Origin of the sequence: Niallia alba (assembly GCF_012933555.1) — a bacterium.
GTDB classification, from domain to species: domain Bacteria; phylum Bacillota; class Bacilli; order Bacillales; family Cytobacillaceae; genus Niallia; species Niallia alba.
Window position 1 is genome coordinate 4152902 of the sequence record NZ_JABBPK010000001.1, and the last position, 19080, is coordinate 4171981.

Below are 19080 nucleotides of genomic sequence, written 5' to 3' on the forward strand. Positions count from 1 at the left end.
TTCCTCGTATTCTCCTATGCTTGAGGGGGAGTCTTACTGTCCGTTAAGAGTGGGATAATCTTATTTAAAACCTCTCCCAAGAACCTCTGAGGCATCTGTTACAACAACAAATGCTGTTTCATCGATAGACTTCACTAATTGTTTTAGCTTTATAAATTGCGACTGATCTACGACACACATTAAGATTGGTCTTTCTGAATCAGTATAGCCACCGTGTGCAGTTAATCTTGTTACACCACGGTCAATCTTATTTAAAATACCTTCCCTTACTTCTTCTTGTTTATCGGTAATAATCAAAGTCATTTTTGAACTTCCAAATCCTACTTGAACAAGATCGATTGTTTTACTCGTTACAAATAAAGCAATTAATGCATAAAGACCTTGTTCAATACTAAATACGATAGAAGCAGTAATAACAATAATCCCATCAATTAATGCGACACATTTGCCTAACGAAATACCTGTAAATTTATTGATGATCTGAGCAGCTAGGTCTGTTCCACCAGTAGATGCTTTCCCTCTAAAAACAATTCCTATGCCAAGTCCAATCCCTATTCCACCATAAAGGGCAGCTAGTAATGGTTCATTTGTCCATGGCTCTAACCCTCTTGAAAGGTACACAACAAATGGTAAAAATACGGTACCCACTAACGTCTTCACTCCGAAGCTCTTTCCTAATAAAAGGACGCCTAAAATAAATAATGGAATATTAAATGCCCATTGCACATAGGCTGGTTCCCACGCAAACATTGCCTTTGTAATCGTGCTAATACCACTTACTCCGCCAGAGGCAATATTGTTAGGTAATAAAAACAAATTAAATGATAAAGCGACAATTGCCGACCCTATTAGCACATAAACATACTCGCGCAATTTCATTCTTTTACACCTCTATTTTCTTGTCAATTTCTGTCACATTTTCAAAGCATTCTTATTCGACAATCTTTTTTATTATGTAAAAATTGTAAAGAGCATAATCAAAAATATGACATCCTTTTTATAATCAGTGCAATTTATTTTAAAAAAAACAAACGAAAAAGAGGAATCGATTCTCATTCCTCTATTCATCATTCAATGAACTGATTCTTCCCAAGCAGAGAGTATATCATCTATTATTTGAAGTGTAAATGGTGGTAAATTAGCGTGGTAAAGCGATGAAATAAGAAGATTTGACCCCGCAAAAGTAGTTTGCGAGGTCTGTTAAAGACTATAAAATAAAAATCCAAAAGAGGAAGGCAAGTCCGAATCGATAATAAGCAAAAGGAGCCAACTTGATTTTGTTGATTAGCTGCAAGAAAAACTTAATAGCTAATAATGCAACAATAAAAGCAGTGAAAAAACCAGTCAGGAAAAGAGGAAGGTCTTGTGGAGTTAAATAGTTCCAGCTTTCGAACAAATCCTTACCAGTCGCAGCTGCCATGATCGGAATTGCCATAATAAAAGTAAATTCCGATGCTGTTTTGTGGCTCATTCCAGCGAGCAAACCACCAGATAAAGTTGCCCCAGAACGGGAAAAGCCAGGTACCAATGCAAAGCACTGAAACATTCCAACTGCAAATGCTTGTCGATAAGTAACTTGATCTAAGGTTTCTGCTGTAGGCTTGTGCGGTTTCCATTTCTCTGCTGCCAGCATCAATAAACCCCCGATAATAAGCGTAATTACAACCGTTCCTGATCGAAAAAGTACTTCCTTAATAAAATCATAAAATAGGACGCCTCCTATCCCAAAGGGAATAATTCCAATGGCAATATGAAAAATGCTTAATGTCCCAACCTCTTCCCCCTTCTGCCACTTTTTTATTCCTAGAATACTTAAAATTCGTCTCCAAAAAACAAAGACTACCGCAAGAATACTTCCTAATTGGATAATAATTTCAAACGTTTTGGCTTTCTCCCCTGTGAATTCTAATAAATGCGCAACTAAAATGAGATGGCCAGTTGATGAAACTGGAGCAAACTCAGTTAATCCTTCTACTATTCCTAATATAATAGCAATGATAATCTCCATGAAGTTCCTCCTCTTAGAAAGATGGGCGTGCTTTACAGAAAAATACTCAACAAAAATTAACGCATGTCCATTTAAATATATTTTTTAACGCCTTAATCTAGAATCGAAAAATAAAAAAAGAGCCAAGTCAGGCTCTTTTTTCACATGGCTTTATATAAATAAATATGCCAATTGCTTTCTTTCGATTCAAAATCCTTCATAAATTCAAGATTTGTTTCTTCTGCATTATTGATTGGGAGTGCAGATAGAATATATTGTCCCCCCATCTCTTTCAATGCTTCTACATTTAACTGTAAATGGTTAATCTCTTTATCGGATTGCTTAGAATATTGATAGTACTTGCCCAATTCATCGACAAAAATATAACATCTACCGCCCCAGTCGTCGTAATAGTTTCTTAACGCTTTATTTTTGTTAAGCTCTGGCTCGATTATTTTTCTAAATTGAAGCTTATATGTTAATGGATAAATATTGCTATAGGAATCCAGTGTATACATCCCATTATACTGTGCTACATTTGGATGGATGCCGATACTTACTACTCTATATTGATCCAGCGGCTTTCCGATAAATTCCTTAATGTCTGCAAATTGCTCTTCAGCAAAGTATTCTTTATAGCTTGGTTGATTTTTATACATGATCTGTTCATTTGTCGGCACTAAAATTAGTAACTGACCGATTATCAGCACAGAGACAAGCTTACGACCGAAATGGCCATTCTTCCAGATCATTTTCAAAGTAAGCGCAAATAAAGTATAGATAATCATCGGTCGCAAATAATGAAATCTAGCAAAATTAAAGCTTGTTAAAATACCAAACTTCTCTTTTAATGGCTGCCATCCTTCAAAAAACCAAAAGGCATACCATGTCGAGAGGACGATATTCAATAAATGAAGACCTACATATAATTTATTTTCCTTCCACGTTTTTTTCAAAAGAACGATGATAAGACCATGTAAAGTTAATGGTAAAATAATAAATTGATGAATAGTTCGATCTTGATTATGACTGATCACATAATTTTTCACGACAAGCTTCAAGGTTTGCACAAAATTTAGCTTCGATTGATAGAATACATCTCTGTTTGTTAATTCATCCGATAGTGGTGCAATCATGGAAAAAACAAGACGATAATCGATTGCTAAATAAATAAAAATCATATAGATAATGGCGATAAAGAATGCCCAATTTCCTTTTCTGTTCTTGATACAGTCGTATAGCCAAAACATTCCCATCGCTGCAAGGAAATAGAAAAAGCCAATAACAAAGGTTGAAAAGAAGGGAATGATCGTTAAAACAGCTGCATCCTTCCAGTTTCTTTCTCCCTTTTTAATATTCATCATACTCCATAAGGCAAGGGGCATTCCAAGAATGCTGAGCATTCCTGACGGCCAATACGGTGTTAAGCTAAAGGCTAGCGCAACGCCAATTGTAATCAGATAAGCATTTTTATGCTCCTCTTTCATCACATATTTTTTCAATAATAAATACATCCCTAAAAATGCAACAAAGTGAGTAATTGCTTGACTAAGTCCATATGCAATGACAGGAGGGAATAGTTGAAATAGGAAGACCATCGCATAATACTCGGAATAATAAGTGTCTCTCGAAAATTCCCCATTCATAATTTGTTCCACTGGTGTATGTAACGGAGAGAAGGCAATTCCGTTATCTTTCATTACTTCATACCATCCCAAGTTAGAATCTAGATTGTCATGTACTCGCATATGAGCATCTTCATTTAGCACAAAATAAGGCAGTACCCACAGTAAAACAATTACAATTGCTATATAAAAAAACGTTCTTTCTCTCTTTAAATAATTCATTTGACGCTCCTAGCATTTTCTTGATAGCGTTTCGGAAAAACAAAATATTTCTGCCCTGCATAATTTAATAATGTATAGAAGCCACTTCCAAATAGAACGGCAATTTCATCTGTATAGAAAGATAAAAAGGCCATTTCACTCAGCAGCATTTCCACAATTACCAAGCCTGCTTTATAAGCAAGAAAATAAGAGGCTAAAATGACTGCGATGAAGCGTAGTCCACTACTTCCTAAATCCGCATTGCTTTTGAATGTAAATCGTTTATTTAGAAAATAACTTACACATGCTCCTACTGCATTTCCTATAAACGTTGCAGTCCAATAATGGAAATGCAGTATGTTCAAGCATAAATAAATGATAGATAAACCAATAAAAGTATTCATAAGACCAACTATTAAGAATATAAGAAACGATTTATCCTTCATCTAGAATGCACCTTTGATTTATTTCCTACTTTCTTGCATAAATTACTTTCAATAATATAACGTGGTCGCTGCTTAACCTCCTCATAAATTTTTCCGATATACTCTCCGATTAAACCGATACTCATAAGCATTAATCCACCAAGTAGCCAAACAGAAATCATCAAAGATGTCCATCCAGATTCTGTATGCCCCATAAAGTTCTGAACTAACGCATAGATACCAGCAAATACACTAATCACCGAAAATAAGAAACCTAACATCGTAATAAGACGGATTGGTTTTACACTAAAAGAAGTGATTCCATCTAAAGCAAAAGCAATCATTTTACGGAAAGGATATTTTGATTCCCCTGCTGCTCTAGCCTTTCGTTCATAATAAACTTTTGTAGATTTGAAGCCTAATAGAGGGACAACACCTCTTAAAAACATGTTTGATTCTTTAAACCGAAGCATTTCCTCGATTGCTCTTTTACTTAATAATCGATAGTCAGCATGATTATAAACAAGTGACAAGCCCATTTTCTCCATTAATCGATAAAAGCCTTGGGCCGTATTTCTTTTGAAAAAAGTATCTGTATCCCGTTTGCTTCTTACTCCATAGACGATTTCATTGCCTTGTAAATACTGAATAATGAATTCTCTTATTACGCCTGTATCATCTTGAAGGTCAGCATCGATACTTATCACACAATCTGAAAATTTGACTGCCTCTTCCAATCCAGCTAATAATGCACGCTGATGGCCAAAATTTCTCGATAGTTTCATTCCACTTACTAACGGATCAAACAAAGTCGCATTTTCGATTTTCTCCCATGTAGAATCTTTACTGCCATCATCAATAAACAGTAATTGACTTTGCTCACTGATTAAATTTTCTCCCATTAAATCGCACAAAACGGTTCGTAAATTTTCCATTGTCTGATCAAAAACTTCTTCCTCATTAAAACAAGGTACAGCAATGGTTAATATTGTTTTTTGCATTTGTAATACCTCTTTTCTTTCCACTTTTTCCTATAATGAAATATCTTTTTATTAAATACCCCACTTAAGTAAGACGGTGAAACGGTGAAATAGTTTCATTAATTGCAAAATATTATGTAAAAAAAACTGTAAAAGAATAGTAAACAGAAAGTGAAAACGGATACTTTCATTAATAGTGCTATATAAAAAAGCCAAATTCGCCTGGATTAGCAATCACTAATCCATTCCGAATTTGGCTCTGTTTATTAAGAATTAATTTTGGAACGAAGATAAGCATTAATAAAGATATCAAGGTCACCATCCATGACAGATTGTGTATTCCCAACTTCTGTATTCGTGCGGTGATCTTTAACCATGGAATATGGATGGAAAACATAAGAACGGATTTGACTTCCCCAACCAATTTCCTTTTGTTCTCCACGGATTTCCGCAAGCTTTTCTTCTTGTTCTTCGATTTTACGTTGATATAATTTTGCTTTCAACATTTTCATTGCGGTTTCTCTGTTTTTAATTTGCGAACGCTCTGTCTGGCAGGAAACAACAACGCCTGTTGGAATATGCGTAATACGAACAGCAGAATCGGTTGTATTAATATGCTGACCACCCGCTCCACTAGCACGATACGTATCAATTTTTAAATCTTCTGTACGAACCTCGATTTCAATTTCATCGTTAAACTCAGGCATTACATCACAGGATACGAAACTTGTGTGTCTGCGGCCAGACGAGTCAAATGGTGAAATACGCACTAAGCGATGAACCCCTTTTTCCGCTTTTAAGTATCCATATGCGTTATGTCCTTTAATCGCTAACGTTACACTCTTAATACCAGCTTCGTCTCCTGGTAAATAGTCCAAGGTCTCCACTTTGAACCCTTTTTTCTCTGCGTATCTTGTATACATGCGCAGAAGCATGCTGCCCCAGTCTTGAGACTCTGTACCACCCGCACCTGGGTGCAGTTCCAAGATGGCATTATTTTTATCATACGGTCCACTTAATAATAAATTTAATTCGAACTGGCTTAAACGATCAACTAATTCCGTAAGCTCCTCTTCCAACTCCGCACGAAGCTCAGCATCGTCCTCTTCCTTCACCAATTCGTAAGTTAATTCAAGGTTCTCAAATGTTTCTACTAATTGGTAGAATTCATGAACCTGGTCCTTTAATGCATTGCTTTCTGAAATTACTGCTTGAGCTGCTTGCTGATCATTCCAGAAGTCAGGATGAAGCATTTCATCTTCTAACCCAGCAATACGCGCCTCTTTGTTCTCTAAGTCAAAGAGACCCCCTAAAGTTTTCTAGTGTTACATTTATCTTTTCTAACTCATTGCGAATATCTGCTAATTCCATTAATGTCACCCTTTATATAAATTATAGTTCTAAGTAGTTTACTACTTCCTTTATGTATTATATGGCTTTTTGAAAAAAAATGCATGTTTTCCTGTTAATTTAATAGTGAAGCGGGAAATTGATCGTGCGTTTTGCGGGCTTTCTTGCGATTTTCACACCTTTACTTGCGACTTCTCCACCCTTATTTGCGATTTTCGCACTTTTACTTGCGACTTTCGCACCCTTACTTGCGACTTCTCCACCTTTACTTGCGACTTCCTCACCTTTACTTGCGACTTTCCCTCTTTTACTTGCATTCCAATCCAATCTCCCGGCCCCCAACCCCCATCCAAATAAAAAAAGTCTACCGTTTTCCAAAAGGAAAAGGTAGACCCTTCACTACTATATATTATAAATTTGCGCCATGGCAATTTTTATATTTTTTTCCGCTGCCACAGAAGCATGGTGCATTACGTCCGATGTCTAGTTGCTTAACTGCTGGTTTTTTCTTTGGTTTCTTGTCGCCGCCTTCTTCTTTTGGGTTTACTGCTTGGCCTTTTGCCACTTCTTCCCTTTCCAGATTATTGCGGATTTCTGCTTTCATGATATATTTTGCAACGTCTTCTTCAATGGCAATAACCATTGCTTCAAACATAGCAAATCCTTCTGATTGATATTCACGAAGCGGATCGATTTGTCCATATGCACGAAGATGGATACCTTGGCGTAATTGATCCATTTGGTCGATATGGTCAATCCACTTACTATCAACTGCACGAAGAACAATAACTTTTTCAAATTCGCGCATTTGCTCAGGCGAAAGCTTCTCTTCTTTTTCATCATAGCTTTGTAATACTTTCGTGAAAATGAATTCAACGATTTCATCACTTTCTTTTCCACGAAGATCCGCTACACTTACATCACCTTCGTTAAGAAGATTTCCATTTACATAATCCACGATAGCCTGTAAATCCCAGCTTTCTCTGTCTGCATTATCTGGAGTATGTGCTTGGACATTTCTCTCTAATGATGATTTAATCATCTTTTCCACAATAGAGCGCAAGTTTTCAGAAGTTAATACTTCATTACGCTGTGAGTAGATGATTTCACGTTGCTGACGAAGAACATCATCATACTGTAGTAATTGCTTACGTGAATCGAAGTTATTTCCTTCTACACGTTTTTGTGCAGATTCTACAGCACGGGATACCATTTTACTTTGGATAGGCTGGGAATCATCCATACCCAGTCTCGCCATCATATTTTTCATATTGTCTGAACCGAAACGGCGCATCAATTCATCTTCCATGGATAGATAGAATTGTGTTACCCCTGGATCTCCTTGACGACCAGAACGACCACGAAGCTGGTTATCAATACGTCTACTTTCATGACGCTCTGTACCGATAACTGATAGACCGCCTAATTCTTTAACACCTTCGCCAAGTTTAATATCTGTACCACGACCAGCCATATTTGTTGCAATGGTCACAGAACCTTGTTCCCCGGCAGTTGCAATGATTTCCGCTTCTCTTTCATGGTTTTTCGCATTCAAGACATTATGCGGAATTCCCTTTTTCGTTAAATACTTCGAGATGATTTCAGACGTTTCAATTGCAACAGTACCAACAAGTACTGGTTGTCCGTTTTTGTGACGCTCTGCAATATCTTCCACGACTGCTCTAAATTTCCCGTCCATTGATGCATAGATTAAATCTGGACGATCATCACGAACGATATCACGGTTTGTTGGAATAACAACAACGTTCATATTATAAATATTGCGGAATTCCTCTTCTTCCGTTTTTGCTGTACCAGTCATCCCTGCAAGTTTTTCATACATACGGAAATAGTTTTGGAATGTGATCGTTGCAAGCGTCATGCTTTCATTTTGAATTTCTAAGTTTTCTTTCGCTTCAATTGCTTGATGCAAGCCATCACTATAGCGGCGGCCTTTCATTAAACGGCCTGTAAATTGGTCAACAATGACAATCTCGCCATCTTGAACCACATAGTCTATATCCTTGTGCATACTAGCATGAGCTTTTAATGCTTGGGTAATATGATGGTTAATCGCAACATTGGAAACGTCAAATAGGTTTTCGATTTGGAAAACACGCTCTGCTTTTGACATACCTTCTTCTGTTAATTGAACACCTTTTGTTTTTTCATCATAGGTATAATCTTTTTCTGGCTTTAGGCTGCTAACAAAAATGTTAGCACGAACATAAAGCTGTGTTGATTTTTGTGCAGAACCAGAAATGATAAGTGGAGTACGAGCTTCATCAATTAAGATGGAATCGACTTCATCGATTACTGCATAATACAATGGTTTTTGTACCTTTTGCTCGTGATAAAGAACCATGTTATCACGCAAATAATCAAAACCAAATTCATTATTTGTTCCGTATGTGATATCGGCACTATAAGCTGCTTGCTTATCCTCTCTAGAAAGACCATTTAAGTTAAGTCCGACTGTTAATCCAAGGAAATTATATAATTGACCCATTTCTGCGGCATCACGAGTAGCAAGATATTCGTTGACTGTTACAACGTGAACTCCTTTACCAGATAGGGCATTTAAGTAAACAGGCATTGTTGCCGTTAATGTTTTACCTTCCCCTGTTTTCATCTCGGAAATATTTCCATCATGAAGGGATGCTCCCCCCATTAGCTGTACATGATATGGATAAAGTCCAAGTACACGCTTGGCAGCTTCTCTCACTACTGCAAAGGCTTCTACCAATAAGTCATCTAATGTTTCCCCTTTTTGGAAACGCGCTTTAAATTCTTCTGTTTTTCCTTTTAATTGCTCGTCCGATAATGCTGCAGTTTCATCTGCAAGCAATTCAATCTTATCAGCAATTTTTGCTAATTTCTTAATATCGCGTTTGTTTTGATCAAATACTTTATTTAAAATTCCAAGCATTAAAAAACGCTCCTTTTTCTATTATAATGAGAAATCGTAGTAGATATTGGGAAGATTATCTCTTTTTCATTAAAAGCAGATGAAAATTAATTGTCTTCTTTGTTAACATATCCGTGATTTCATCGAAAAAAATCAATTTTTTAGTTAATTACCTTTAATTATATCGCATACTATATATTATAGAAGAAAAATGATGGCTAAATACCCATTTTTCTTTAAAATGAAACTAGTATCATCTATACATCTTACCATTTCCACAATAGCGTGACAACTTATACCTTGACAGAACAATGGATTCTATCAAGACACACAAAAAAACTCCCTATCAATTTAGGAAGTTTTTTACGATAATCACTTCTGTTTTTTCATATACTCAAGTACTTCTAAATCGATGAGTCCTGTTGGTTGCTCTCGTTCTTCAAAGTTTTCGGTATGAATATATGTTTTTAGCGCTGTTGATACGTCTGTTGTATTTTCGTTTAGATAGTTTAATCTTTGTAAGTGTGTCGTTAGTTCTTCTTGCGTCTTTCCTTCTATCGAAATAATATTCTCTGGCTTTGATGGGGCGAAATAGAGTTGCTGTAATTGATAGATGCGTGCAAGTTCTTTGATTGGCTCCTCGTGATCTTCTACCCGCAAGTCAACATAGCGATCATTAAAACCACCATATCCTCCACTTTCTTTTACAACAAGCAGCGCTGCTGATTGCTGCCCTCTACTATCACCACCAGCGTCCTGTCCTGCTTGCAATGCTGCAAGTAGCCGTTCTGCTAGTTTCCCTTCTGTTTTTTGAAAAATATCCGCCATTGCCTGTACTGTATTTTCATCAACAAGAATATTTCCCTGTGCTGCAAAATGAGGACCTGTTACCCCTCCAGCCCAGTTATAACATTCCTTTCCCGTAAAAGTTGCAGCATTCCCATTTGCATCAATAAAGCCAACCTGTCTTTGCTCTCTTCCTGGGTCTTTGTCTAATAGTGTATGCAAGGCTTCTTCTGCTGATTTTCCTTCTTCCATTAAACGCAAGCCTTCTGGACCAAAGGACGTATTTGCATAAGATTGCGTCGCAACGGCTCCCACTCCTGCTTTTGCCCAAGGAACAACTGCACCAACGCCAAGAAATTTAGACTGGACAGCAATGCCCCATTCTTTTTCCTGTGGATCATAGCCAATAATCGAAAATGTCATTGCCTAACCTCCTTCTCCATTTAAGCCAAGAAAATAGCCCCATACATAAGGGAACCTGCTATCACATAAGCAGGATGAACTTTTACTTTTTCTAGTAAAAGTAAGCTTACGACGCCTATGAAAACTGTCTGGTAAATTCCGATTCCATCATACGAATTCTGAAAAAAACTAATCGTCATCATTGCTAGTAAAACCGCTATCACTGGTCGAACTAAGTTTGTCAGTAAATTTACTTTAGGTGAATCTTTAAATTTCATTAAAAGACGAAGCAAGGCAATCATGAGTAACAAGGATGGAGCAACCGTCGCAAAGACACCAATAAAGGCTCCAATTACACCACCTTCTTGAAATCCGATGTAGCCTGCCATTTTTGTTGCAATTGGTCCAGGCAATGCATTTCCCATTGCCAGCATTTCACTAAATTCATTTTCCGTAACCCAGCCATACCGGTCGTCTACTTCTTTTTCCACTAAAGGAATGGAAGCGGGTCCTCCTCCATAGCCAAGTATCCCAGGAAGAAAAAATGCCCAAAAGATGTGCCAGTAAATCATGAAGCCTTCACCTCTTTTACTTCCTGCTTCTCCTGCTTACTAAGAAGGGAAACAACAATAACAACTCCAATTACAATCGCTGGATGGATATTAAGAAGAACTAAAAGGATAAGACTTGCTATCAGTAATCCAATCGTTAGCTTCACACCAAAATGAGCATTTACTTTTTTTAGAAAATCTACTGTTAATACCGCTAGCATTACCCCAACTACGGGAACAACTGCCTTGGCCATTCCTAATACCCAAGGCTTATCTTTAAAGGAATTTAAAAAGGTTAAAAGAACAATCATTAATAAAATCGTCGGAACAACGGATGCGATAATGGCATTTAACATTCCGAGGACTCCTTTTACTTGCCAACCAATATACCCGGCCATCTTTGTCGCAATCGGTCCAGGCAAAGCATTCCCTAATGCTAAAACATCAGAAAACTCGTCATCTGTCATCCATTTATATTTATCGACTACTTCATTTTTTACAAGGGGAATAGAAGATGGACCACTGCCATATCCTAGTATCCCAACTCGGAAAAATGCAAGAAATAGATGCCAATGTGTCATAAAATCAACAACCTTTCCGAAGTCTTACCAGGAAGCAATCGCTCCATCTGTTCTTGATTCTGTCCCGCCAATTAATACCCCCGTCTCTTCATCTCGCCAAATAATCTGTCCTCTGCCAAAGTGCCCATACTCCGTCGCGGTTTGAATCTCATGTCCACGTCTTGCAAGTGCTTGGGCAAGATAGTTTGGAAAATGAGGTTCTACGAGAATTTTCTTTCCTTCCAACCACTGCCATCTTGGTGCATCTAATGCCGCTTGTGGGTTCAAATGGAAATCAATTGTATTGGTGACAACCTGGAAATGTCCTTGTGGCTGCATATAACCACCCATAACCCCAAAAGGTCCGACTGGTTTATTATTTTTCGTAAGGAAACCTGGAATAATCGTATGATACGTTCTTTTTCCTGGTTTTAATGCATTGGGATGAGTGGGATCTAGTGAAAAATCATGCCCGCGGTTTTGCAAGCCAATTCCTGTTTCTGGAATAACAATTCCCGAACCAAAGCCCATGTAATTACTTTGAATATACGAAATCATATTTCCTTCTTCATCTGCTGCGGCTAAGTAAACCGTTCCTCCTTTTGGAGGGGATAATGGTTCTGGAGTAATGGCATGCTCGCCGATTTTTTCTCTTCTTAAAGCCGCGTATTCTTCGCTTAATAGTTCACTTACTGTATGAGGCATTTCTTTCTCTTCCGTAATAAATGCTTTTCCATCTGTAAATGCAAGCTTCATTGCTTCGATATGCTTGTGGTATGTATGTACCGAATCCTTCTCTGTTAAATCAAAGCCTTTAGCAATATTTAATGCCATTAAAGCAACTAACCCTTGACCATTTGGTGGAATTTCCCAAACGTCATAACCTTTATAAGAAACGGATATTGGTTCTACCCATTCTGGATAAAAACGAGCTAAATCGTCTTTATGAAGATAGCCATTATGATCTTCCATAAACTGCGAAATTTTTTCTGCCAATTCTCCTCGATAAAAGCTCTCCGCATTTGTTTCTGCAATAGAACGCAAGGTAGAAGCATGACCTTCTGATGACCAAACCTCGCCAATTTTTGGCGCTCTGCCATTCGGTGCAAAGGTATCGAACCAAGGTTTATATTCTTCTCCTTGAAACTTCTCTTTAAAACGATTGTACGCAAGATCCCAATACTTCCCTAAAGTCGGGCTAACTGGATAACCTTCTTCAGCCAGACGAATAGCCGGTGCCAACGTTTCACTCAAAGGTAACTTTCCAAACTTTTCTGAAAGTGCAGCCCATGCAGATGGAACTCCTGGTACAGTAACGGGGATAACGCCATGGGTTGGCATCTTCTCTAACCCTTTTTCTTTTAAATCGTCAATAGAAATAGAACTTGGTGCCGGGCCGCTCGCATTTAATCCGTGCAACTTGTCTTTTACCCATACAAGGGCAAACGCGTCGCCGCCGATTCCATTCGATGTTGGCTCCACTACTGTTAAGGCTGCTGCTGTTGCAATAGCCGCATCAATCGCATTCCCACCCTTCTGCAAAATTTCAAGACCAGCTTGAGCAGCTAAAGGCTGGGAAGTAGCGACCATTCCCTTTTTGGCAAATACAGTGTTACGTTGGGATGGATAAGGATGATACAAGTAATCTAGTTTCATATTAATTCAATTCCTTTCCGACATAATGACAGGCTACGAAGTGATTCGCCTCTGCTTCTTTCCACTCTGGTTTCGATTGTTTGCATAAGTCAGTCGCAATCGGACAGCGTGTATGGAACGGGCACCCAGATGGCGGGTTAGCAGGATTAGGGATCTCTCCTTTTAAGCGAATACGTTCACCCTTTCCTCCCATTTTAGGTCGCGGAATCGAGGATAACAATGCTTTTGTGTAAGGATGAAGGGGATTTTCATATAATTTTTCCGAGGAAGCAAGTTCCACCGTATTCCCTAAATACATAACTAAAACTCGATCACAAAAATAGCGAACTACCCCTAGATCATGAGAGATAAACAGATATGTTAATTGATATTTATCTTTTAATCCCTTCATTAATTTTAATACTTGTGCTTGAACAGAAACGTCTAAAGCAGAAACTGCTTCATCACAAATAATCAAAGAAGGATTAAGAGCAATTGCACGCGCAATCCCAATACGTTGACGCTGCCCGCCACTAAATTCATGGGGATAGCGATCATAATGTTCTTCCTTTAAACCGACCTCTTGTAAAAGTTCTACTACCCTTTGTTTTCTATCTTCTTTTGATAGATTGGTATGAATAACAAATGCCTCTTCTAATGCATTGCCAATTTTTTGGCGCGGATTTAAGGAAGCATATGGATCTTGGAAGATCATCTGCATATCTTTTTTGATTGCTTTTCGTTCTTTACTCGAAAGTGCCTGTGTATCTTGGCTTTGGAAATACACCTTTCCATCGGTTATTTCTTCTAATCCAAGAATCGTTCGGCCAAGCGTCGATTTCCCACAGCCAGATTCTCCAACAACACCAACACTTTCTCCCTCAAAAACTTCTAAACTAACATTTTCGACAGCCTTTACATTGCCTTGAACTCTTTGCAATAAGCCACCTTTAATAGGAAAATACTTCTTAACCCCTTCTAATTTAAGAAGGGATGGTTTCTCGATCGTCTGCATGTATTTCCACCTCCTCCTGCAACCAGCATTTTACGCGATGAGCGGAATGCAGCTCATATTCTTTCGGGGAATCTGCTTTACATCTATCTGTCGCAAATGGACAGCGCGGATGAAAGCGACATCCACTGATTTCTTCATTTAAGTTAGGCAATGAACCTGGAATTGCTTCAAGTTCAAAAGATGGATCATCAATATCAGGTACAGAGTTTAAAAGGCCTCTTGTATAAGGATGCTGCGGATTGGTAAAGATACTTTCCACATCGCCTTCCTCCACCTTTTCCCCGGCATACATAACCATTACTCGATCCGCTATTTCCGCAACTACTCCCATATCATGGGTAACCATAATAACACCCATGCCAAGCTGGTTCTTTAAATCATCCATTAAATCCAATATTTGTGCTTGAATTGTTACATCTAGCGCAGTAGTTGGTTCATCGGCAATCAATAATTGCGGACGGCATGACAGGGCAATAGCAATCATAACCCGTTGTCTCATCCCGCCACTTAATTCATGTGGGTATTGCTTCATTCTTTTTTCAGGATAGGGAATTCCAACTTGTGTTAATAATTCAATTCCTTTCGCATGTGCCTTTTGCTTCGATAAATGTTGATGAAGCATTAGCGGCTCTCTTAGCTGATATCCGATTGTTAAAACCGGATTTAGTGCCGTCATCGGTTCTTGGAAAATCATCGAGATGTCGCGACCTCTGATAGAACGCAGTCGTTCCTTCGGGAGTTTGGACAAATCGGTGCCATTCAAATTAATCGAAGACTCTTTGCTAATATAGCCATTACTCGGAAGAAGCCCCATAAGTGAAAGGGAGGTAATACTTTTCCCACAACCGGATTCTCCGACAATGCATAATGTTTCTCCCTTATCTAAGTCAAAAGAAATTCCTCGTACAGCTGATAGTTCCCCATCAGCTGTACGAAAATTTGTCCGTAAGTCTTTTACAGATAATAGCTTCTTCTCCATTTTTAATCCCTACTCTCTGTAAACTTTATATAGTGACCAAGTTCCTGTTGGATCAATCTCTAATCCTTTAACAGATTTATCATAAGCAAGTGTTACTACTCCATGGTTCATAACAATGGCTGGTGCGTCTTTTACAAGAAATTCATTCGCTTCTTTTAGTTTCGCTGCACGCACATCTTGGTCTACACTTTCACGACTTTCTTCTACTAATTTATCAAATGTTTCATTGCTATATTTCACCTTGTTAGAGGATTCTACATTATCAGAATGGAAATTTGGATATAATAATTCACTTCCATCTGCTGTTGAATTGGACCAGCTTAAGAAACTCAACTCATAATCTCCAGTCCGGGTTGCATCAAGATATGTTCCCCATTCCATTGTTTCAATTTTGATTTTTAAGCCTGCTTCTTGCAATTGAGATTGGCTGATTTCTGCCATTTTCATATAGTTCGCTCTGTTCGCAACTAGTAATGTATACTCTTTGTCACCAAAGCCATTTTTCTCTACTAATTCTTTTGCTTTTTCTAGGTTATATTCATAACCAACGTCATTGCTTGCCTCATCATAGCCGAATACTTTTGGCCCAATAACACTATTACCAGCAACCCCTAAACCGTTAAGTTGTTTCACATAAGCATCACGATTCAATGCATATGCTACTGCTTGTCGAAATTCTAAATTGTTCATCGGTTCCTTTTGCATGTTAAATCCAAACCAGTAAACAGGTGTTCCTTCTTTTTTCGTTATTTCTACATTTTTTAGCCCTTCTACACGAGACAATTGCTCTGTTGGAATTGCGTCAATAAATTGAACATCTCCTGATTGCAGCATGGAAATTGCTGTTGTTACTTCTGGCACTACTTTAAAAGTAATTTTGTCTAGTTTTGCTTCCCCTTGCCAATAATCAGGATATTTTTCTAATACAACAGATTCTCCTGGTGTCCAGCTAACAAATTTAAATGGACCAGTACCTACAGGATTTTTCATTAAATCGCCGTTTTTATCTGCCTCTGGGCTAACAATTGCTGCATTAGAATGAGAAAGTGCTGCAAGTAATGCACCATATGCATACTTTGTTTTAATTTCTACTGTGTATTCATCTTGTACATTGACAGATTCAATTGGTTCAAGCAATGAAGCACGTGGTGCAGCAGTTGCAGGATCGCGGAATTTATCAAATGTATACTTTACTGCTTCCGCATTAAATGGTGTACCGTCTTGGAACGTAATTCCTTCTTTTAACTTGATTACCCATGTTAATTCATCAGGATTTTCATAGGATTCCGCTAAAAGTGGTTCAATTTCCATTGTTTCTGAATTACGCGTGAACAATGTTTCGTATACTTGCTCATTGACAGAGGCAGAAACAGAGTCATTTGTTAAAATGGGCGATAGTCCTACTACATCTGAAGTTGATGCATACGTTATTTCCTGGGTAACATTTCCTCCGTTTGATCCTCCACTAGAACTTTTCGAACAGCCTGCTGCAACAAGCAGTAATAATGCTAACATGGAAAAAACTAACTTCTTCATAAATAACTCCCCTTCATTATATGTATTTGTTATTGATTAACTTTCATATTTGGATCGAGCGCATCTCTTAATCCGTCTCCTAAGACATTAAAAGCAAATACTGTTAGCATAATGGCAATACCAGGAATAATCGTCATATGTGGGGATGTCCACATATACGCCTGTCCTTGAGAAATCATTGCTCCCCATTCAGGTGTTGGTGGCTGCGCTCCTAATCCTAAATAACTAAGAGAAGCTGTCGAAAGAATTGCGGTCGCCATACGCATGGTGGCGAACACGATAATTGGTGCTGTACAGTTTGGCAAAATATGCTTAAACATAATGCGAATATCGCTTGCTCCAAGTGATTTCATTGCCAGTATATATTCTTGTTTTTTTACAGATAAAACAGAGCCTCTGACTATTCTGGCACAAGAAGGAATCGACCAGATACTGATGGCAATCGCTACATTTACTAAGCTCGTTCCAAGAACGGCAATGATAAGCATTGCAAGCAATATACCTGGAAAAGCAAATAGTAAGTCTACGATTCTCATAATAATTCCGTCTAATTTACGATAATAGCCTGCCAACAAGCCTAGCGTAATGCCGCCTACTAATCCAAGAGTAACGGCTATACTACCAACTACTAAGGAGATTCTTGCCCCATAAGCTATTCTGCTCCACATATCACGACCATAATTATCAGTCCCAAGCCAGTGTCCTTCAGAGAACATCGGTAATTCTGTTGCTTCAAGATTTTGACGTGCAGGGTCATAGCTTGTGATTAACGGTGCCGTTATAGCGATTGCTACTTGCAATATAATAAGAATCAGTCCAACAACGGCCAAACGATTTCGAATCAACTTTTTCCAAGTAGATAATAGAAACGAATCTTTCTTTGCCTTCTTTACAATGGGTGACACTTGCGGGTTCGTTACTGTTTCCATCAACTTCCTCCTTTCTTAATTGTCATAGCTAATTCTCGGATCTACAAAGACATAAATAATATCAACGATTAAGTTCACTAAAACAAAGAGGGAAGCAACCAATAATACTGATCCTTGCACCATCGGAAAATCTCTTGATGCAATCGCATTAATCATTAATCTCCCAACTCCGTTTATTGCAAAAACCTGTTCGGTAATAATCGTTCCCCCTAATAATCCTCCAAAGTTAACGCCAATTACGGTAATGACAGGAATCATTGCATTTTTCATTGCATGGACGCCAATAATTGATTTTTCCTTCACTCCTTTGGCTCTCGCCGTTCGGACATAATCCGCTTGAATCACTTCCAACATCGAGGAACGACTCATCCTAGCAATCATTGCAGCTGACCCCGTTCCTAATGTAATAGCAGGAAGAATTAACTGCTGCATTCCCTCTATTGTCCAAAACGGAGCATCCAATCCTCCAACCGGCAGCATCTGCAAGTTGACGGCGAATACGAGAATCAAGATAGAACCTAGCCAGAAGTTAGGGATCGATATCCCGCCTAATGAAAATACAGTACTGAATACATCTAGCCATGAATTTTGTTTAAGTGCTGAGATAATACCAGCTACTAATCCAATCACAACCGCAACAATGATACTTGCAATCGCTAAATTCAGTGTATTCGGAAATCTTAGCGCAATCGCTTCTGACACAGACTGTTTCGTTTGATAGGAATAACCCAGGTCGCCCTGTAAAACATTTTTTAAATAGTCCCAATACTGAACAAGAAAAGGCTTATTCAAACCTAAACTTTCTTGAATGGCGGCGATATCAGAATCAGTTGCCGTTGGTCCTGCTATAATCGAAGCTGGATCACCTGGTGCCATGTGCATACTAGCAAAAACTAAGAAAGATATTCCAATAAGTAATAATACGAGCTGAAATAGCCTTCTAATAATCATCGAGATCAACCGTCTCACCTTCCCCCTCTTTGCAAAATAACCAATATTAACTTTCAAAAGTAAACTAAATCCTTTCATTTAATTAACAAACGAAAGCAAATAATTAATATTCATGATTATAAGACAGTTACAAAAAGAATTCTAGTGATTTTTCTAAAAAAATTAATAATTTTATATATTCGATATTTACAGAAAACAAGAAAACCCTTTCGCTTCTCTAATATTTATTTTATCGAAATAGTAATATGTTTTTCACAAAG

General features: G+C 38.0%; 17 protein-coding genes. All 17 read right to left on the minus strand.

What is annotated here, in order from left to right; all coding sequences use genetic code 11:
• Positions 1-60 precede the first annotated feature (60 nt).
• Positions 61-879: a YitT family protein gene (locus tag HHU08_RS19880; protein ID WP_016203445.1), complete on the minus strand. Its 819-nt coding sequence runs from the start codon at positions 877-879 to the stop codon at positions 61-63.
• Positions 880-1207: 328 nt separating this feature from the next.
• The gene (gene bacA, locus HHU08_RS19885; protein ID WP_016203446.1) at positions 1208-2008 is read right to left on the minus strand and encodes an undecaprenyl-diphosphate phosphatase; all 801 of its coding nucleotides are present in this window, start codon (positions 2006-2008) and stop codon (positions 1208-1210) included.
• A 140-nt stretch (positions 2009-2148) separates the two neighbouring features.
• Positions 2149-3834, minus strand: a complete 1686-nt coding sequence (locus tag HHU08_RS19890; RefSeq protein ID WP_016203447.1) for a DUF6044 family protein — start codon at positions 3832-3834, stop codon at positions 2149-2151.
• On the minus strand, positions 3831-4259 hold the full coding sequence (locus HHU08_RS19895) for a GtrA family protein (RefSeq protein WP_101729325.1): 429 nt from the start codon (positions 4257-4259) through the stop codon (positions 3831-3833). Before HHU08_RS19895 ends, HHU08_RS19890 begins: the two co-directional genes overlap by 4 nt.
• On the minus strand, positions 4256-5239 hold the full coding sequence (locus HHU08_RS19900; RefSeq protein WP_016203449.1) for a glycosyltransferase family 2 protein: 984 nt from the start codon (positions 5237-5239) through the stop codon (positions 4256-4258). The genes HHU08_RS19895 and HHU08_RS19900 overlap by 4 nt, the downstream gene beginning before the upstream one ends.
• A gap of 245 nt (positions 5240-5484) precedes the next feature.
• Positions 5485-6589, minus strand: a protein-coding gene (prfB, locus tag HHU08_RS19905) for a peptide chain release factor 2 (RefSeq protein WP_156827808.1) whose coding sequence is annotated in 2 segments (ribosomal slippage) — positions 5485-6516 and positions 6518-6589 — 1104 coding nt in all. Because the reading frame shifts where the segments join, the coding sequence is not laid out codon by codon here.
• A 99-nt stretch (positions 6590-6688) separates the two neighbouring features.
• Positions 6689-6895: a hypothetical protein gene (locus HHU08_RS19910; protein ID WP_169189119.1), complete on the minus strand. Its 207-nt coding sequence runs from the start codon at positions 6893-6895 to the stop codon at positions 6689-6691.
• A gap of 82 nt (positions 6896-6977) precedes the next feature.
• Positions 6978-9497: a preprotein translocase subunit SecA gene (secA, locus tag HHU08_RS19915; RefSeq protein ID WP_169189120.1), complete on the minus strand. Its 2520-nt coding sequence runs from the start codon at positions 9495-9497 to the stop codon at positions 6978-6980.
• A 351-nt stretch (positions 9498-9848) separates the two neighbouring features.
• Positions 9849-10685, minus strand: a complete 837-nt coding sequence (locus HHU08_RS19920) for a DUF1028 domain-containing protein (RefSeq protein WP_101729329.1) — start codon at positions 10683-10685, stop codon at positions 9849-9851.
• Between the two features lie 20 nt (positions 10686-10705).
• Entirely contained in the window at positions 10706-11236 is a 531-nt protein-coding gene (locus HHU08_RS19925; protein ID WP_169189121.1) for a chromate transporter, read from the minus strand.
• On the minus strand, positions 11233-11796 hold the full coding sequence (locus HHU08_RS19930; RefSeq protein WP_169189122.1) for a chromate transporter: 564 nt from the start codon (positions 11794-11796) through the stop codon (positions 11233-11235). The genes HHU08_RS19925 and HHU08_RS19930 overlap by 4 nt, the downstream gene beginning before the upstream one ends.
• A 24-nt stretch (positions 11797-11820) precedes the next feature.
• On the minus strand, positions 11821-13431 hold the full coding sequence (locus HHU08_RS19935; RefSeq protein WP_101729331.1) for a gamma-glutamyltransferase family protein: 1611 nt from the start codon (positions 13429-13431) through the stop codon (positions 11821-11823).
• A 1-nt stretch (position 13432) separates the two neighbouring features.
• Entirely contained in the window at positions 13433-14425 is a 993-nt protein-coding gene (locus HHU08_RS19940; RefSeq protein ID WP_016203456.1) for an ABC transporter ATP-binding protein, read from the minus strand.
• Entirely contained in the window at positions 14394-15404 is a 1011-nt protein-coding gene (locus tag HHU08_RS19945) for an ABC transporter ATP-binding protein (protein WP_169189123.1), read from the minus strand. Before HHU08_RS19945 ends, HHU08_RS19940 begins: the two co-directional genes overlap by 32 nt.
• A gap of 9 nt (positions 15405-15413) precedes the next feature.
• On the minus strand, positions 15414-16940 hold the full coding sequence (locus HHU08_RS19950; protein ID WP_169189124.1) for a glutathione ABC transporter substrate-binding protein: 1527 nt from the start codon (positions 16938-16940) through the stop codon (positions 15414-15416).
• Between the two features lie 29 nt (positions 16941-16969).
• Positions 16970-17869 carry an ABC transporter permease gene (locus HHU08_RS19955; protein ID WP_101729334.1) on the minus strand — a complete coding sequence of 300 codons (900 nt, stop codon included), beginning with the start codon at positions 17867-17869 and terminating at the stop codon, positions 16970-16972.
• Between the two features lie 15 nt (positions 17870-17884).
• A complete protein-coding gene (nikB, locus tag HHU08_RS19960; protein ID WP_040343527.1) occupies positions 17885-18829 on the minus strand; it encodes a nickel ABC transporter permease in 945 nt (314 codons plus the stop codon).
• Between the last annotated feature and the right edge of the window lie 251 nt (positions 18830-19080).

What these genes read in the sequence shown, in the direction of transcription:
- HHU08_RS19880 (WP_016203445.1), bottom strand. Translation starts at nt 879, where the DNA reads ATGAAATTGCGCGAGTATGTTTATGTGCTAATAGGGTCGGCAATTGTC.
- bacA (WP_016203446.1), bottom strand. Translation starts at nt 2,008, where the DNA reads ATGGAGATTATCATTGCTATTATATTAGGAATAGTAGAAGGATTAACT.
- HHU08_RS19890 (WP_016203447.1), bottom strand. Translation starts at nt 3,834, where the DNA reads ATGAATTATTTAAAGAGAGAAAGAACGTTTTTTTATATAGCAATTGTA.
- HHU08_RS19895 (WP_101729325.1), bottom strand. Translation starts at nt 4,259, where the DNA reads ATGAAGGATAAATCGTTTCTTATATTCTTAATAGTTGGTCTTATGAAT.
- HHU08_RS19900 (WP_016203449.1), bottom strand. Translation starts at nt 5,239, where the DNA reads ATGCAAAAAACAATATTAACCATTGCTGTACCTTGTTTTAATGAGGAA.
- secA (WP_169189120.1), bottom strand. Translation starts at nt 9,497, where the DNA reads ATGCTTGGAATTTTAAATAAAGTATTTGATCAAAACAAACGCGATATT.
- HHU08_RS19920 (WP_101729329.1), bottom strand. Translation starts at nt 10,685, where the DNA reads ATGACATTTTCGATTATTGGCTATGATCCACAGGAAAAAGAATGGGGC.
- HHU08_RS19925 (WP_169189121.1), bottom strand. Translation starts at nt 11,236, where the DNA reads ATGATTTACTGGCACATCTTTTGGGCATTTTTTCTTCCTGGGATACTT.
- HHU08_RS19930 (WP_169189122.1), bottom strand. Translation starts at nt 11,796, where the DNA reads ATGACACATTGGCATCTATTTCTTGCATTTTTCCGAGTTGGGATACTA.
- HHU08_RS19935 (WP_101729331.1), bottom strand. Translation starts at nt 13,431, where the DNA reads ATGAAACTAGATTACTTGTATCATCCTTATCCATCCCAACGTAACACT.
- HHU08_RS19940 (WP_016203456.1), bottom strand. Translation starts at nt 14,425, where the DNA reads ATGCAGACGATCGAGAAACCATCCCTTCTTAAATTAGAAGGGGTTAAG.
- HHU08_RS19945 (WP_169189123.1), bottom strand. Translation starts at nt 15,404, where the DNA reads ATGGAGAAGAAGCTATTATCTGTAAAAGACTTACGGACAAATTTTCGT.
- HHU08_RS19950 (WP_169189124.1), bottom strand. Translation starts at nt 16,940, where the DNA reads ATGAAGAAGTTAGTTTTTTCCATGTTAGCATTATTACTGCTTGTTGCA.
- HHU08_RS19955 (WP_101729334.1), bottom strand. Translation starts at nt 17,869, where the DNA reads ATGGAAACAGTAACGAACCCGCAAGTGTCACCCATTGTAAAGAAGGCA.